Annotated in this window: 14 protein-coding genes; 9 read left to right on the top strand and 5 right to left on the bottom strand. The window is 65.5% G+C overall.

All coding sequences use genetic code 11. The annotated features are described in order from the left end of the window. Positions 1-1,389, top strand: coding sequence for a carotenoid oxygenase family protein (locus tag ACOGI5_RS13465; protein WP_419864921.1), 1,389 nt, complete (start codon positions 1-3; stop codon positions 1,387-1,389). Positions 1,390-1,412: 23 nt separating this feature from the next. Here ACOGI5_RS13465 and ACOGI5_RS13460 read toward each other — a convergent pair whose 3' ends face one another. Continuing rightward, positions 1,413-2,192 carry an SDR family oxidoreductase gene (locus ACOGI5_RS13460; protein ID WP_419864920.1) on the bottom strand — a complete coding sequence of 260 codons (780 nt, stop codon included), beginning with the start codon at positions 2,190-2,192 and terminating at the stop codon, positions 1,413-1,415. A 172-nt stretch (positions 2,193-2,364) separates the two neighbouring features. Here ACOGI5_RS13460 and ACOGI5_RS13455 point away from each other — a divergent pair, with 172 nt between their 5' ends. Genes ACOGI5_RS13455 through ACOGI5_RS13445 form a run of 3 tightly spaced genes read left to right on the top strand, consistent with a single transcriptional unit; the run spans position 2,365 to position 5,958 of the window. After that, positions 2,365-3,594 carry a hypothetical protein gene (locus ACOGI5_RS13455; protein WP_419864919.1) on the top strand — a complete coding sequence of 410 codons (1,230 nt, stop codon included), beginning with the start codon at positions 2,365-2,367 and terminating at the stop codon, positions 3,592-3,594. Positions 3,595-3,601: 7 nt separating this feature from the next. Further along, complete coding sequence (locus tag ACOGI5_RS13450; RefSeq protein WP_419864918.1) at positions 3,602-4,774, top strand: hypothetical protein; 1,173 nt, start codon at positions 3,602-3,604, stop codon at positions 4,772-4,774. A 29-nt stretch (positions 4,775-4,803) separates the two neighbouring features. Continuing rightward, positions 4,804-5,958, top strand: coding sequence for a redoxin domain-containing protein (locus ACOGI5_RS13445; protein ID WP_419864917.1), 1,155 nt, complete (start codon positions 4,804-4,806; stop codon positions 5,956-5,958). Between the two features lie 29 nt (positions 5,959-5,987). Here ACOGI5_RS13445 and ACOGI5_RS13440 read toward each other — a convergent pair whose 3' ends face one another. From ACOGI5_RS13440 to ACOGI5_RS13425, 4 genes are read right to left on the bottom strand one after another with little or no spacing between them, the layout of a single operon-like run. Continuing rightward, positions 5,988-6,407 (bottom strand): DUF5367 family protein, encoded by a 420-nt coding sequence (locus ACOGI5_RS13440; protein WP_419864916.1) that lies wholly within the window; start codon positions 6,405-6,407, stop codon positions 5,988-5,990. 22 nt (positions 6,408-6,429) lie between these two features. Further along, positions 6,430-7,548, bottom strand: coding sequence for a zinc-binding dehydrogenase (locus ACOGI5_RS13435; RefSeq protein ID WP_419864915.1), 1,119 nt, complete (start codon positions 7,546-7,548; stop codon positions 6,430-6,432). 20 nt (positions 7,549-7,568) lie between these two features. Further along, positions 7,569-8,012: a PaaI family thioesterase gene (locus ACOGI5_RS13430; protein WP_419864914.1), complete on the bottom strand. Its 444-nt coding sequence runs from the start codon at positions 8,010-8,012 to the stop codon at positions 7,569-7,571. 60 nt (positions 8,013-8,072) lie between these two features. Then, positions 8,073-9,164 carry a zinc-dependent alcohol dehydrogenase gene (locus tag ACOGI5_RS13425; RefSeq protein ID WP_419864913.1) on the bottom strand — a complete coding sequence of 364 codons (1,092 nt, stop codon included), beginning with the start codon at positions 9,162-9,164 and terminating at the stop codon, positions 8,073-8,075. Positions 9,165-9,382: 218 nt separating this feature from the next. Between ACOGI5_RS13425 and ACOGI5_RS13420 the strand changes: the two genes are divergently transcribed. The 5 genes from ACOGI5_RS13420 to ACOGI5_RS13400 all read left to right on the top strand — a co-directional run bounded on the left by ACOGI5_RS13420 (position 9,383) and on the right by ACOGI5_RS13400 (position 15,164). Further along, entirely contained in the window at positions 9,383-10,351 is a 969-nt protein-coding gene (locus ACOGI5_RS13420; RefSeq protein WP_419865491.1) for an ester cyclase, read from the top strand. An 84-nt stretch (positions 10,352-10,435) separates the two neighbouring features. After that, positions 10,436-11,455, top strand: coding sequence for a LacI family DNA-binding transcriptional regulator (locus ACOGI5_RS13415; protein ID WP_419864912.1), 1,020 nt, complete (start codon positions 10,436-10,438; stop codon positions 11,453-11,455). Continuing rightward, on the top strand, positions 11,452-12,582 hold the full coding sequence (locus tag ACOGI5_RS13410) for a cupin domain-containing protein (protein ID WP_419864911.1): 1,131 nt from the start codon (positions 11,452-11,454) through the stop codon (positions 12,580-12,582). The genes ACOGI5_RS13415 and ACOGI5_RS13410 overlap by 4 nt, the downstream gene beginning before the upstream one ends. 46 nt (positions 12,583-12,628) lie before the next feature. Next, the gene (locus ACOGI5_RS13405; RefSeq protein WP_419864910.1) at positions 12,629-14,131 is read left to right on the top strand and encodes an ABC transporter substrate-binding protein; all 1,503 of its coding nucleotides are present in this window, start codon (positions 12,629-12,631) and stop codon (positions 14,129-14,131) included. A 166-nt stretch (positions 14,132-14,297) separates the two neighbouring features. Next, positions 14,298-15,164, top strand: a complete 867-nt coding sequence (locus ACOGI5_RS13400; protein ID WP_419864909.1) for a carbohydrate ABC transporter permease — start codon at positions 14,298-14,300, stop codon at positions 15,162-15,164. Position 15,165 lies beyond the last annotated feature (1 nt).

The raw sequence follows: 15,165 nt of genomic DNA, 5'->3' as shown, positions 1-15,165 counted from the left end.
ATGACTGAGACTGCTGAAGCAGCATCCGCCAACCCGTACCTCGAAGGCAATTTTGCACGGGTCACCAGCGAGGTCACGGCATTCGACCTCGAGGTCATCGGGCAGATCCCCGAATCGCTCGACGGCCGGTACCTGCGCAACGGCGGCAATCCGATCGTGCCCCCGGATCCCGCCAGCAGTCATTGGTTCATGGGCACCGGCATGGTGCACGGTGTGCGGCTGCGAGGCGGTCGGGCCGAGTGGTACCGCAACCGGTGGGTCCGCGGCGACGACGTCACCGAGCTGCTCGGCGAGCCCGCGGTCCCCGGCCCCACCCGACAGCTCGACTTCTCGCCGAACACCAGCGTCATCGGGTTTGCGGGCACCACGTGGGCGCTCGTGGAGGGCGGCGTGCTGCCGACCGAGCTCGGCTACGAGCTCTCGACCGTGTGCCGCAACGACTTCTCCGGGACGCTGCCGAACGGCTTTACTGCGCATCCGAAGTTCGACCCGGCCAGCGGTCAGATGCACGCAATCTGTTACGCGTGGCAGGACCTGTTCGACCACGTCGAGTACGTCGTGGTGGATACCGATGGCCGCGTGGCCAAGACGGTGAAGGTTCCGCTGCCCGGCATGACGATGATCCACGACATGGCGCTGACGGAGAACTACGCAGTCATCTACGACCTGCCCGTCACCGTCGACCTGGAGATAGCGCTCAGCGGGGAGTCGTCGTTCCCGTTCCGCTGGGATCCCGACTACGGCGCCCGGGTCGGGCTCCTGCCCCGTGAGGGAACGGCGGACGAGATCGTGTGGTGCGATGTCGGGCTCTGCTACGTGTTCCACTCGCTGAACGCCTACGAGGACGGCGACGGGCGTGTGGTGCTCGACCTGTGCCGCTACGACAAGATGTTCGAGCGCGACAAGCTGGGGCCGGCCGGCGATTCCCAGCCGACGCTGGACCGCTGGACCATCGATCCCGCCACACGCCGGGTCAGCGAGGAGCGGGTGGACGACCGGTTCCACGAGTTCCCGCACGTCAGCGCCGACCGTGTCGGCCGCGACTACCGCTACGGCTACACGGTGAGCGTCGGCGATGGCCTCATTCCGGGCGCCACTTGCAAGATCGACTATCGCTCCGGGGGGATCTCCTATCACGACCACGGGCCGGGCCGGGGCACCGGCGAGGGGATATTCATCGCCGATCCCGAAGGGTCCGCCGAGGACGACGGCTGGCTGATGTCATTCGTGTATGACGAGACGAAGCACGGCAGCGAGCTGGTCATCCTCGATGCCAGCGATCTCAGCCGCCCACCCGTGGCCCGGGTGCCGTTGCCTCAGCGCGTGCCCTACGGCTTCCACGGCAATTGGGTGCCCGACACCTCGGTCGCCCCGCCTGCAGGCAACTGACCCCGCGTCGGCGAGCGCGCGGTCTAGAAAACGCCCGCGTAGCTGCCGCCGTCGAGCTGCAGATTCTGGCCGCTGATGTAGCCCGCCTGAGCCGAGCACAGGAACGCGAACGCGTCGCCGAACTCCTCGGGACGGCCGAGCCGCTGGGCCTTGATCATCGCCGCTTGGGCTGCTCGGGCTTCGTCCCAGGTAACGCCGCGCTGCTCCATGATGAGGCGTGCCATGTACTGCTGACGTTCGGTATCGATGCGCTCGGGCAGCAGCTGGTTGATCGTGACGTTGTCCATCACGATCTCGGTGGACAGCGCTTTGAGCACTGCCGTCATGCCGAGCCGCGGGCCCGCGGAGAGCCCCAGCGCCGGGTTCGGCGCCTTCACCATCGCCGAGGTGATGGCCACGATGCGGCCGAACCGTCGCTCCCGCATCCCCGGAACGACCCGCTGCACGAACGTCAGCGGCGAGATCATCAGCCGTTGTGCAGCGTCCTGCCACTGCTCGGGCTCGATGTCTGCGAGCGCAGTCACCGGCGGGCCGCCGCCGTTGAGCAGCACAATGTCGGGTTCCCCGCACGCCTCGAGCAGTCGGTCGTGCGTGTCGGGTTCGGTCGCATCGCCCACCACGGCGAGGGCGTTCACACCGTAGGCAGCGGCGATCTCGCCGGCGGTCCGCTCCACGTCCGCCGCAGTCCGTCCGTTGATGACGACATTGACGCCCTCGCGCGCCACGCTGTGCGCACACGCACGTCCCAGCCCGCGGCTCGATGCCATCAGGATCGCCGACCGACTGGCCAGTCCGAGATCCACTGAGACCACCTCCCATTGGGCGTCCGCGCCCTGTACGGCATCGCTAGGAACCCGATTGCGCCGCTGGGTTACGGTACTTGCGACTCCGGGGAGGCTCAGCCGGCAGGCGAAGCCGTGGCCCGAGTGGCTCGTGAGCGACAGCGAACACGAGCGGGAACCACAGGGAGGCGACATGACTGATGCTGCGACACTGCCCGAAACGGCGGCGCCGATCGTGAAGGCGAAGGATGTCGCGTACATCCGCTTCTCGGCGCCCGACCTCGACGCCATGGAGACATTCGTCTCCGATTTCGGCCTCGTGGTCGCGCACCGCGATGACGACGTGCTGCTCTCGCGCGGCTTGGAACCGATGCCGTTCCTCCATGTCGTGCACCGGGGTCCGGCCAAGTTCATCGGCTTCGCATTCGAGGTCGACTCCGAGGCCGATCTGGCTGCACTCGCAGCCTCGGTGCCCGGATGCTCGCCGGTACACGACATCGCTGGTGCCGAAGGCCGGCTTGGCGGCGGCAAGCGAGTCCACTTCGTCGAGCCCATCAGCGGGTTCGTGCTCGAGGCCGTGCACGGCCAGCAGGCTGAACCGCTCGCACCGCGACGCGGCCGGCACACCTACAACCACGCTGGCGTCGATGATCGGATCGGCGTCGAGCAGGACGTGGTCGGGAACCGCTATCCGATCAAGAAGGACCCGGGTCCGTCCGAGGTGTACCGGCTCGGACACGTGGTCGCAGCTGTGCCTCCCGGCGCGCACCAGGCATTCATGACGTTCCTGGCGGACACTTTCGGCATGCTGGTCAGCGACTCAGCCCGGATGATCATCCCGCCTGGGGCAGAAGAGCACTTCCCGCCGCCGCTCGTCGAGCTCATCAAGGCGACGGGTTCCGATGTGATGTTCCAGTTCATGCGAATGGACCGGGGCGCCGCGGAGACGGATCACCACAGCATCTTGGTGCTGCCGCTCATGGACGGAACTCCCGAAGCGCAGTTCAGCCATGCGGCGTTCGAAGTGTTCAGCATGGACGACGTCTTCCGAGGCCACATGCATTTCCGGGAGCGGGAGGCCGAGGGTGCTCCGTACGCCCTGGCATGGGGCGTCGGGCGCCATGTGTACGGCTCGCAGATCTACGACTACTGGCATGACCCGTACGGACACGTTCACGAGCACATGTGCGACGGCGACCGGGTGGACGCCAGCTATGGACCGAACACGATCGACATGACCGACCCTGGGCAGATGGGCTTCAACGGTGGCAGCCAATGGGGCCCGACCGTCGAGGAATCCGGTATTGACCATCTCAACGGTCCTCAGTGCGACCCGAAGTTCGCGAACCAGCCTGACGAGGTACGTGCGTCACTGCTGTCGAGGGATCTCAGCGAGGTGCAGCACATCGTCGACGCGATCTGAGCAGGCGGTGAGTTCCTACGAGAACCAGTTTCCCGAGGATCGGGAATCCAACCGGGAGCACTTGCTTGCGGCAGTCGATTCGGCAGCCGACGCGTTGGCGGCTGGCCGCGACGAATCCGAACGGTCACGACGCCTGTCGCCGACCTCGGTTGAGGCACTGCGATCCTCAGGGCTGTTCAGGCTGAAGTCGCCGCGGATTTTCGGCGGCGCCGAAGCGCACCCGGTCACCCAGATGGATGTGATCGAGGCGGTGACGATGATCGACCCGGCGGCCGCGTGGTGCATGTTCATCACGGCTTCAGCGACCGGCGCCACGCTGTCGACACTGCCCGGTGAGACGGCCGAGACGGTGCTGGCTGACGGCTTCCCGTTCATGGCGGCCTCGCTGCGGCCAGGCGGCACCGCCCGTCGGGTCGATGGCGGCTACCAGGTGTCGGGCCGCTGGGCCTGGGGCAGCGGTGTCGAGCACGCCGATTGGGTGCTGGTGCCAGTCTTCTGCGAAGGCGACGGGCCGCCGGTCATCAGGGCATTGGTGCACGCGGGCGATGTCATCGTGCACGACAACTGGCACACCCTCGGCATGCGCGGCACGGGAAGCTGCGATTACGAACTCGACGACGTCTTCGTTCCCGAAGGCTTCGCAGTCGACGTGTTCTCGGGCGAGCCGCCGAAGGGAGGCGCGCTCATGCGCCTTGGGCTTCCCGCCTTTGTCGTCAACGAGCACGGCAGCTTTGCCTATGCCCTCGGGCGATTGGCGCTGCGAACGGCGACTGACAGCGCCATCTCCAAGAAGCGGGGCTACCTCGGCGGCATCAGCCTTGCTGACCGGCAGGTCTTCCAACGAACCATCGGCCGAGGCACAATCCGCATGAACGCCTGCGCTTTGGCGATGGCCGATGCGATGGAGCGCCTGTTCGACTCAGCAGCCGAGGGTCTGCCTGATCCGGTGCTCGTCACCGAAGCACAGGCAGCGGCGGTCTGGTGCACAGACGAAGCTCTCGAGCTGGTGAGCGAACTGTTTCGCTTCACCGGTGGAAGCGCGGTGATGAACGACAGCGGGATGCAGCGCATCCTGCGGGACATCTACACCGTGCAGTCGCACTTGATGGTGTCGGCAGTCGTCTATGAACAGTACGGTCAGATAATGCTCGGCATGACTGAAGGCGGAGCGCTCCCTTGAGGTCCAGAGCCTGAACTCGCGGTGCAAACGTGATCATCCTTGCCAACGACCAGACGACAGCAGTCGCGCAGCGCACTGATGGGCCGAACGGGCTGTGGGTACGGCTTGACGAGCTGCAGCAGGCCACTGGCTGGCAGCTGAAGCCCGAAGGTGCGTGCCTCGGCGAGTTCTGCGTGCCGCTGCCGGAGGCCAAGCGGGAAGCGTGGATCGCAGACGCCGACGACTGGGTGTGGCTTCACTACTCGGCCTTCGCCGACATGATCGGTCAGCGGTACGTGCGCGACGGCGACGTGTGGAGTGTGGGATCTGTGCCCGAGGTGCGGCGCGTCGGGCTGGAGTCCGGGATCGCCCCCGATTTCGAGATGGTCGAGCGCAACGGCGACACCCTGCGGCTGTCAGACCTTCGAGGCCGCAAGGTGGTGCTGTTCACCTGGTCATCGTGGTGAGGCTGCCGAGTCAGCCTGCCGGTCTGGCAGGAGCTGTACGAGTCGATCGGCCCGGACCGGTTCGAGCTCATCAGCGTGGCGCAGGATTCGGGCGGCGAGGACGCCGTGGGCAAGTGGTTCGACCGGGCATCGCCCACCTACCGCTGCGTCGTCGATCCGACCCACCGGATCAGCTCGCTGTTCGGCTGGGTGAACGTGCCCTCCGCTGCGTGGATCGACGAGGAGGGCCACATCGTTCGCAGCAACGAGGGCGTGTATCCGGCCGAGACAACCATCAAGTTCGGCCTCGGCAAGGTTCGGCTGGGCGACAACGCGTTCGCCCAAGCCACCCGAGACTGGATCGAGCGCGGAGCTGACAGCGAGCACGTCTGGTCAAGCGTGGACCTTGCCTCCCGGCTCAAGCCCATCGACGACGATGCGCTGCTGGCCGAAGCCACGTTCAAGCTGGCGCTCTACTTCGAGGCGGCCGGCGACAGCGAGCGGGCGCTGAAGCATTTTGCCGCAGCACAGGAACTGGCCCCCGACAACTGGAACTACCACCGGCAGGGATGGACCCACAAAGGGACGGTCTACGCCTACCTGCAGGTGCTGAAGAAGTCGAACAACCTCCGCAAGCACACCGACAAGAGCTACTACGACCCGATGGAGCTGCCCGGCGAGGACTACCGCCGCTTCACCGAGCCCGAGTGGTTCTGGACGCCGGCAGTCCGCCGGGTCAAGAGCCTGCTCAGCCGCTAGCTGAGCCGGCCGCAGCGCTCAGCAGCGGACTAGGACTTGTCGGCGGTGGGCTTGTTGACGATCATGGCGACCAGCAGGCAGATGCCTGCGGCGCCGAGTATGAGCGCCGAGTAGGCGGTGTCGTCGTGGATGCCCTGGTCGAACCAGTCGTTGAAGTAGGTGGTCGTCAGTGCGTCCAGGCACATCGCCGGCGCGAGCAGCGCGATCGCAGCCGAGCTGCGCCACTGGCGTGGCGTCTGCAGCACCCGGAAGCACACGAACATCGTGATCAACGTGACGATCGTGCCGACGATCAGCCAGACCCACCACACCGTGCGGGAAACCGACGGCTCGTAGCTGTCGGTGAAGATCAGCAGGAACAGGCCCAGGAACACGGCCCAGCCGACGACGGCGATCACCATCATCAGGACCATGTGCTGGATGTACGTGAGTCGGCTCTGTGCGGGCATTGGCTCCGTTTCTCCTTCCGTCCTAGGTGTGGGGAGCGATCAAGTATTTCTCGCCGGTCGCTTGACGGGCGTACACAGCAATCTCGGCTGGATCGAGCGCGGCGGCCAGGCTGACCTGCTTGGTGTAGCTGCTGGTGAAGGTGGTGGAGAGCTCGTCCGCAACACGCTGACGCAGCTCTTGGCCTCGTGCTGGGCCGACCTTGGCCAGGAAATTGGGAAGCAGAAAGCCGCTGATTCCCCAGGCCATGCCGTACGTGCGAGTCAGCTCCGTCACAGAGCGCTCCAGCCCGCCGTAGATGTACACCTGTTTGTGTGTTGTTGAGCCGTAGCGACTGTAGGCAGCCGTGGCGTCGGCACTGGCTGCGGCCTCCATGGCGTTGAGGATCCGATTAGCGAGCCGGCCGCCTCCAGTGGCGTCAAAGGCCACCGTTGCCTTCGTAGCAACCAGTGCCGCAACGAGGTCGTCGTGGAAGCTCTCTTGGCTGGAATCGCAAACGTGTCCCGCGCCGAGAGACCTGAGGAGCTCGACCTGTTCGGGTCGGCGCACGATGTTGACCAGATCCACCCCATCGGCCTGACAGATCTTGACCAACATCTGCCCCAGATTGGATGCCGCAGCGGTATGCACGATGCCGGAGTGGCCCTCGGACCGCATGGTGTCCACCATCGCCAACGCCGTCAGCGGGTTGACGAAACACGACGCGGCTTCAGTCGCCGTCGTCCCGTCGTGCAGCACCAAGCAGTGCTGGGCCGGCATCACCCGGTACTCGCTGTACATGGCACCGCCGAGTACCGCCACCGTCTTGCCGAGCAGTGCTTGTGCGCCGGGGTCCGAACCGGCGCTTACGACAGTGCCGGCCCCTTCGTTGCCGCACGGCAGCGACTGGCCTATGCGGCCGGCGAGTCCGGCCAGCGCCGCTGGCGGAACGGTGGCGGTGATTCCGGGCTGCCCATCAACCGTTCTCGCTTCGATGGTGGCGACATCTGCACCCCCAAACAGCAGACCGAGGTCGGAGGGGTTGATCGGCGTGGCCTCGACTCGAATCAGCACATCGCGGTCGGACAAGGTCGGCGTGTCGACCTCCGCCAGGCAGAGCGAGACCTGACCGTCTGCAGAGACCGTGGACTGCATCTGGAGCATAAACGCAGACTAGAGCCGTGCTAGCTGGGGTTCTTCGGCGCAACGATGGTGGTCGTTCCTTGGGCGACAGCCACCATGCGGCCCTCGTTCTCGATCTCGACCCGCAGGACGGCGAGCCGTTTGCTCATCGAGATGATTTCGGCGGTGGCGACGCATGTGCCTCCGGTGACCGGGGCGAGCAGGTTGATCTTGAACTCGGTGGTGGCCGCCCAGTAGCCGGGCGGCATCACGGGGTACATGACCACGCCGAGCACGTGGTCGCACATGGCTGACAGGCAGCCGCCGTGCATCGTGCCCATCATCGTCACGAGCTCGTCGGTGACAGGCATCTCGCACACCAGCCGGCCAGCCTCGAACTCGACCGCTTTGATGCCCAGGTAGCCGTCGATGCCGCTGCGCGACACCCGGCCGATGACCTTGTCGGCCCATTCCTGGTTGAAGGTCTCGAACGTGGGTCGGCTCATGTGACTGCTCCTATGGCTTGACCAGATCTGGTCGGAACACACCGTGCTGTGTCTGATGGTTCATGGCGCAAAGACGCCATGAACGGGCGGCATACCTGCGCGTTCGCCGGCGAGCGTCTGGATGAGGGGCTCGAGATCGTCGAAGCCGGCGACCTGACGGGGGAGATCCGCGAACGGGTAGCGGCCCGACACCAGCAGGTCGAGGGCCTTGCGGTACGCGGTCACGTCCACGCCCAGCGCTCCGAATATCCGAAGTTCCTTGTAGACGACGTGGTCGGGGTCGAAACCCGGCGTCTCGGGGGAGCCGCGTGTGCCCGCGAGCACGATCGTGCCGCCAGGGCGGGCGAGCTGAACCGCCTGTGCCAGTGCGGCCGGCGCCTTCGCGGTGACATCGACGACCACGTCGGCCTTAGCGCCGGCGGCGTCACGCAGCGCCCGGTTGGGATCGTCAATGGCCACATCCACCGCCAGATCGGCGCCGAATGCCGGCGCAAGAGCGAGTCGCTCGGCATCTCGTTCGCCGAGGCCGGTGACCATCACAAAGCTGGCACCGGCCTCCTTCGCCGCGGCTGCAGAGCAGAGCCCTCGCACCCCAGGGCCGAGGATCGCGACGACATCGCCGTGCTGGGTCTCAGGGATCTCGACCGCCCACCGGATTCCTGCTCCGAGCGGGTTGAACAGTGTCGCCGTGACCGGATCGAGTTCGTCCGGTACTGCCATCAGCATCGAGTCGGGCCGCAGGTACAGATGTGAGGCGTAGCCACCGCCCAAGCCCGGCGGCGTGTCGGCGTCGGTGAAGCCGACCATCGTGGCCAAGCCGTTGCGCTCGCATCGCCGGTAGAGCCCGGCCCGGCACTGGTCGCAGTTGCGGCACGACAGGAACACCTCGACGGCCACTCGCTGCCCGGCGTTCACGCCCCATCGCTCGGCGGCGGCGTCCCCTAACTCCTCGACCACGCCGATCACCTCGTGTCCGGGAATGAACGCATGCCGGTTGGTGATGTGGCCCGTGTACTGCTCGTGATCGGTCCCGCACAACCCGCAGGCCTCGACACGCAGCAGGCCGTCGTCGGCACCGACGTCGGGCAACTCGAAGCTGCGTTGCTCGAACGACCGTGGCTCGGTGAGTACGAGCCCAGTTGCGGAGGTCATGCATGTACTCCCATGACGCGGCCACGCAGACTGCCGCGAGTCCGTCATCACGCTATTGCACCAATCTGCGAGCGTCGTCGCCGGGACCGCTGCGATCGAGACATCGAGTCCGGAGTTGTTGTCCGCCACCTGCAATGGTTACGTATGCAGTACTGCATCGAACCCCGGCCATCCCTAAGTGGGACTGCGGCGGCAAAGCGAGGAGTCGCAAGATGAGCATGGAGGGATTCGGCGAGGAATTCCATGATCCGCGCGACTTCATCCTGGGCGTCACGGAGACGATCTGGGAACGACGAGGTGTGCACACCCTCAATCGCTTCTACGCCGATGACGTCGTCGTTCGTTCACCTGCGGGCGTCGTGGTGGGGAACCAGGCGGTCATTGCCGCCACGCTGGCCACGCTCGCGGAGTTTCCGGACCGTCAGCTGCTCGGTGAAGACGTCATCTGGTGCAGCGATGACGACGGCGGATTCCTGTCGTCGCACCGCATATTGTCGACGGCCACACATCTTGGTGACGGCATCTACGGTGCCGCCACCCGCACTCGGCTGAAGTACCGGATCATCGCGGATTGCGCGGCGAGGGACGGCCAGATCTACGACGAATGGCTGATCCGGGATCAGGGCGCCATCGTGCGCTTGCTGGGCGTGGATCCAAAGCGTTATTCCGCCGGTCAAATCGAGGCGGAGGGCGGCCCTGGTCAGTCTGCTCAGCCGTTCTCGCAAGCACGCGATGTGGCTGGCCGCTACCGCGGAGTGGGTAACGATGACCCCGAGGGCGTCCGATATGACGAGCTGCTCAGCCGGATCATGGCGGGTGATCTGGCTGCCATCCGCACCGAGTACGACCGCGCTGCGCATCTCGAGTTGCCGGGTGGCGTCACCGAGCACGGATGGGACGGCGCTGACAGCTTCTGGCTCGGGCTTACCTCGTCGTTCCCGTCGGCACAGTTCACTGTTCATCACCGGATCGGTTGTCGTGAGCCTGACCGTCCGCCACGTGCAGCTCTTCGCTGGTCGCTCGACGGGGTCCATGAGGGCGAGGGTCGCTTTGGCGCCCCGACCGGTGCCGACGTGCACGTCATGGGCATCAGCCACTGCGAATTCGGGCCTGACGGTGTCCTGCGCGAATGGGTGCTGATCGACGACACGGCAGTGTGGAAACAGGTACTTCTGCACACCGGTTGAGCGCCTTCCGTCTGAAGGTGCAGGTCAGGGCACTGCAACCGGTTTCGGTTGACGGAATGACTACGTATTCATAGGATTCGCCGCATGGCGGGGGGGACTGAGGCTCCTGACAGCGGGGCGCGTCCCGCGACCTCCACGGATGTCGCCATCGAGGCAGGCGTGTCGCAAGCCACAGTGGCGCGCACGTTTTCGGCTCCGCACCTGGTCTCAGAACGGACTCGAGAGCGGGTCAGCGCAGCGGCAGAACGACTCGGCTACGCACCCAATGCGTTCGCCCGCAGCCTCAAGTCCCAGCAGAGCAACGTGGTGGGTGCCGTGGTGCCGGCGTACGGCGAGTACTGGCAGAACGTCCTGTCGGCCGTCACCCGCGAGCTGGCGCTGCGCGGGCGTCAGCTCCTGCTGTTCAGCTTCACCGACCCAGGCGAGGTCGACGACGTGCTCGACATCGTTCGCCAGTACCGGGTGAGCGGGCTGCTGCTCGCCTCGGCCAGCATCCGGCCTGACCAGCTCAGCGCTATGCGTCGCCAGTCGAGCCCCACGGTGGCCTTCAACCAGCCGGCTGCATCTGGGTTGGTGTCGTCGGTGTCTGTCGACAATGAAGCCGGTTGCCGCTTGTTGGCGTCGCACCTCGTCGATCAGGGTTGCCGGACAGCCGTCTTCGTCGGCGGCGTGTCGTCGATCTCCACCGATCAGGCGCGGTATCGGGGTGCGGCCAGAGAGATGGGCGATCACGGCGTGGCACTGCCCTACATCGAAGCGGGTGCGTTCAGCTACGACGCGGGTTATGCCTGCGCCGAGCGCATCGCCCGGCTCGCTCCCGACGCCGTGATGGTCGGCAGCGACGAAGTTGCCTTCGGCGTCATCGATGGACTGGAGTCGCGGGGCGTCCGGATCCCCGATGACATGGCCGTCACGGGATTCGACGGACTGCCGCAGGCCTCATGGGCGGGCATCGATCTGACAACGCTGGTTCAGCCGACTGAGCTGCTCGCACAGCATGCCGCCGAACTGCTCGTCGACACGACGTCGACGTCGCGACCGACAGATGTCGTCGTAGACGGCCACCTCCGCATTGGCCGAACGTCGAAGCGAAGCGACCGATGACCACACCCGCGCTGACGGTTACTGAAGCCGACTTGGCCGCACGCGTCGTGCAACCCATTGATTTCGTGGCCGATACCCAGGCCTTCGTCGATGTTCGCATCGAGCGCTCGAAGGGCAAGGCCAGCTATTCGTTCGTAGGCCCCGGCGTCTCTCAGAACGCCGACCAGCACATCAGCATCGCCGAGCCGCATGGTTACAACGTGGGCGCCGCCACGATGCCCCACGGCGTTTACAACAACGCCCACCTGCACTTCACGCCCGAGGTGTTCATCTGTACCCGAGGGAGCTGGCGGATCGACGTCGGCCGGGGGCGGGAGCATGCTGTCCGATTGGCGGCCAACGATGTCTTTTCGGCGCCGACCTGGGTGTTTCGTGGTTTCGAGAACACCGGTCCCGATGACGGGTTCCTGTTCGTGGTGCTCGGCGGCGACGACACCGGCGGGATCATCTGGGAGCCGGCCGTGCTGCGCGAGGCAGCGGAAACCGGCATGTATCTCGGGCGTGACAACTCGCTCGTCGATGCGCGCAATGGTGACGTCCCCGCTGAGGTTCTCGAACCGCTCAGCGATCACCAGCTCGTGAGCATCGACAGCTACAGCCAGTCTGAGCTGAGCGATCGACTCGTGCAGCCAGGCCAGCTTCGCTGGTCGCAGACGGCTCTGCTGTCGACCGTGCTCGGCCCTGAGCACTCTGTGGAGCTTGCGCCGGTCATCGGACACGGACTCACACAGGATCGGCGCAGCAGGCCACCGATCTGCACCCCCCACGGCTTTGCACTCGAATGGCTCCGGGCAGCTCCAGGAGCGTCGACGGGCCTCCATCGTCACGATGACAGCCAGGTTGTGCTGCTCATCGAGGGTGACTGGGAAGTTGCGCTCAATGAGCCAGCGCACGAAGTCTCCACACGGCCCGTCATGGGCTCACTTGCATCTATCCCCGCATCGGCATGGCGGGATCTGCGCAACGTCGGTACGACGTCCGCACGCGCAGTGATCGTCACCGGCAGCGACAGCCCCAGCAGGGTCGAATGGCCCGCTGAGACGCTGGCACGCGCCGCCCATGCGGGCTTCGGTCTCGATGCGGCCGGCTACGTCGCGCCGCTCGAGTTGTTGGGAACCGGGAAATGAGCCTCCGGTTCTCGTTCGCACGTATCACCCGGGAGGGAACCTCATGATGACCACCACAGGGAAGGCTTGGCGGCTGATCGCCGTCCTTCTCGCGTTCGTGCTGCTGGCTGCGGCTTGCAGCAGCGACGACGGCGATGACGACGCCGACAGCGGCGGGTCGCAGACAGCCGCAACTGCGGCGGACTCTGGCGCCGACGACGACCATGACGAAGACGATGGCCACGACCACGACGAAGACGACGGTCACGACCACGACGAAGACGACATGGACGACGCTGCCGATGACGCCATGGACGACGACGCCATGGAAGACGACATGATGGATGCGGAGCTGATCTCTGACGAGTGTCCGATCCCGAATCCATCCGAGGTCATCGAGATCGATGCGATCGGCTGGGAATTCCCCATCATCACCCAGTACGCCGAAGAGCTGGAGGACTGCGAGGAGGGCAACTACCGCTTCAACCTGCAGTTCCTCGACAGCGTCGAGGCCCGCAGCGCCATGACTCAGGACGCGGCGACCGGTTCGCCCACGTTCGAGCTGTACCAAGGTTCGAATGCGTTCATCGGCGAGCTGGCCAATCAGGGCTTCCTGATGCCGCTCAACGACCTGGTGGCCAAGTACAGCGATCAGTTCGATCTCGGTGAGATCGACGAGGCGTTCTGGGCGATGGCCTCGATTGACGGTCAGATCTACGCCGTGCCGATGGTGTCGAACACCATGCACGTCTTCTACAACAAGCCGGCGATGGAGGAACTCGGCCTGTCAGTGCCGACGACCTTCGACGAGGCGTTCCAGACATGCCGAGCAATCATCGATTCGGGCTATGACATCGGCTTCCTGTACATGCTGTCGGCCGGCTGGGCCTGGCAGATCGAGTTCGACTCCGTGCTCGGCTCGATGGGCGTCACGCCGATCGATCCGCAGACGGGCGCGCCGAACTTCAACAGCCCTGAGGGCGTTGCAGCGGCCACGACCCTCAAGCGGATGGTCGACGAGTGCGCACCGGGCATCGCCAGCTCCTACAGCACCGACGATGTGCAAGCCGCCTTCCAGACCCGAGAGGCGATCCTGGGTCATACCTGGGCGTCGCGTGCAGCCGGCATGGACGATCCCGAGGCCTCCATCGTCGTGGGCGAAATTGAGTTCGCCCCGGCGCTGGGCACCGGCAGCGGCATCTTGGCTGCACCTGCCTACATCGACGGATGGGGCATTCCCGTCGGCACGCCTGCCGACAAGGTCGAGGCGATCTTCCTCGCCATGCTCGCGGCCACCGACTTGGAGAGCATGCAGGCCGCGGCCGAGTTCGGCTTGGTCACCCGCAACGGCGTGAGCCATCCCAATGGCCCGCGTGATGCCGCCGCCGCGCAGGCAAGCTTGGTGAACGGCCGCGGCGCCGACCTCACCCATCCCGCTGCGGGCATCGCCCGGGCGAAGCTGGGCGAGGCGCTCATCACGATTCTCGACGGCACGCCCGTCGCAGAAGCGCTGGCTGCTGCCGAAGCTGCCTACCTCGCCGAAGCCGGCGATCAGGGGCTGCTCAACTAGACGAGCGGCTCATCAGGTTCCCTCCCCGTGCACCTGGGGCGGCACTGCATTGCGGTGTCGCCCCGGGGCAGCGGGAGCGGGGAACATTGCGGGGAGCGTGGGATGCCGATCTCGACCCGCTTCTCGAAGGCCCAGATTGATGGAGTGAACCCGAAGGGGGACGTGAGTGGAACGCAAGACGTTCTGGTTCTTCACCGTCCCCAGCGTCGCGGTGATGGCACTGCTCATGGTGGTGCCTCTGGCGACCACCGTCTGGCTGGGCTTTCATCGCCTCCTGCTGCGTGATCTGAAGAACCCGTCGTGGATCGGGTTGCAGAACTACACCGACCTGCTGACCGATCCTGAGTTCTGGACAGCATTCCGGTGGACGATGCTGTTCGTGGCCATCGTGGTGCCGATTCAAATGGTGCTCGGGCTCGCCGTAGCGCTCATGTTGGACCGGGTGGTTCGGGGCCGCAGCTTCTACATGGCTGCGCTGCTCACCCCGTTCATCGTGACCCCGGTCGTCGGTTCGCTGGTGTACAAGGACCTGTTCGACCGGGGTGGCTTGATCGCATGGCTCTGGCAGGTGATCTTCGACGATCCGTTCCAGATCACCTCGGGCAACGTTCGTTATCTCATCGTGATCCAGGCGGTGTGGGCGGTCATGCCCTTCGCGATGATCACGTTTTTTGCCGGATTGCAGACCCTCCCCGGTGAGCGTCTCGAAGCAGCGGCTATCGACGGCGCAGGCTTCTGGCGCAACCTGTGGCACGTGATCCTGCCGCACCTGCGGACGCTGGTGCTGTTCGTCGGTCTGATCTCGGTCATGGACATGTACCGGATCTACGACCAGGTCTTCGTGTGGACCGGGAATCGCTTCACCGATGCGCACACGCTGCAGGTGTACAACGTGCGCATTGCGACGGCCTTTGACATCGGAAGACTGGGCAAAGGCAACGCCATGGCGGTGCTGACCGTCATCGGCATTCTCGTGGTGCTCATCCCGTTCCTGTACCGGTCCTACAAGGACCAGATCTCGGAGCGCACCTGAG

This window comes from Candidatus Poriferisodalis sp. (assembly GCF_965208925.1).
In the GTDB taxonomy this organism is placed as follows: Bacteria; Actinomycetota; Acidimicrobiia; order Acidimicrobiales; family Poriferisodalaceae; genus Poriferisodalis.
The sequence above is the reverse complement of the archived record's forward strand: the minus strand, read 5'-3'. Positions and strand labels throughout refer to the sequence as shown.

Bases quoted from the DNA above. Each gene is read 5' to 3' on its own strand.
- ACOGI5_RS13465 (WP_419864921.1), top strand. From the start codon at position 1: ATGACTGAGACTGCTGAAGCAGCATCCGCCAACCCGTACCTCGAAGGC.
- ACOGI5_RS13455 (WP_419864919.1), top strand. From the start codon at position 2,365: ATGACTGATGCTGCGACACTGCCCGAAACGGCGGCGCCGATCGTGAAG.
- ACOGI5_RS13440 (WP_419864916.1), bottom strand. From the start codon at position 6,407: ATGCCCGCACAGAGCCGACTCACGTACATCCAGCACATGGTCCTGATG.
- ACOGI5_RS13435 (WP_419864915.1), bottom strand. From the start codon at position 7,548: ATGCTCCAGATGCAGTCCACGGTCTCTGCAGACGGTCAGGTCTCGCTC.
- ACOGI5_RS13430 (WP_419864914.1), bottom strand. From the start codon at position 8,012: ATGAGCCGACCCACGTTCGAGACCTTCAACCAGGAATGGGCCGACAAG.
- ACOGI5_RS13425 (WP_419864913.1), bottom strand. From the start codon at position 9,164: ATGACCTCCGCAACTGGGCTCGTACTCACCGAGCCACGGTCGTTCGAG.
- ACOGI5_RS13420 (WP_419865491.1), top strand. From the start codon at position 9,383: ATGGAGGGATTCGGCGAGGAATTCCATGATCCGCGCGACTTCATCCTG.
- ACOGI5_RS13415 (WP_419864912.1), top strand. From the start codon at position 10,436: ATGGCGGGGGGGACTGAGGCTCCTGACAGCGGGGCGCGTCCCGCGACC.
- ACOGI5_RS13410 (WP_419864911.1), top strand. From the start codon at position 11,452: ATGACCACACCCGCGCTGACGGTTACTGAAGCCGACTTGGCCGCACGC.
- ACOGI5_RS13405 (WP_419864910.1), top strand. From the start codon at position 12,629: ATGACCACCACAGGGAAGGCTTGGCGGCTGATCGCCGTCCTTCTCGCG.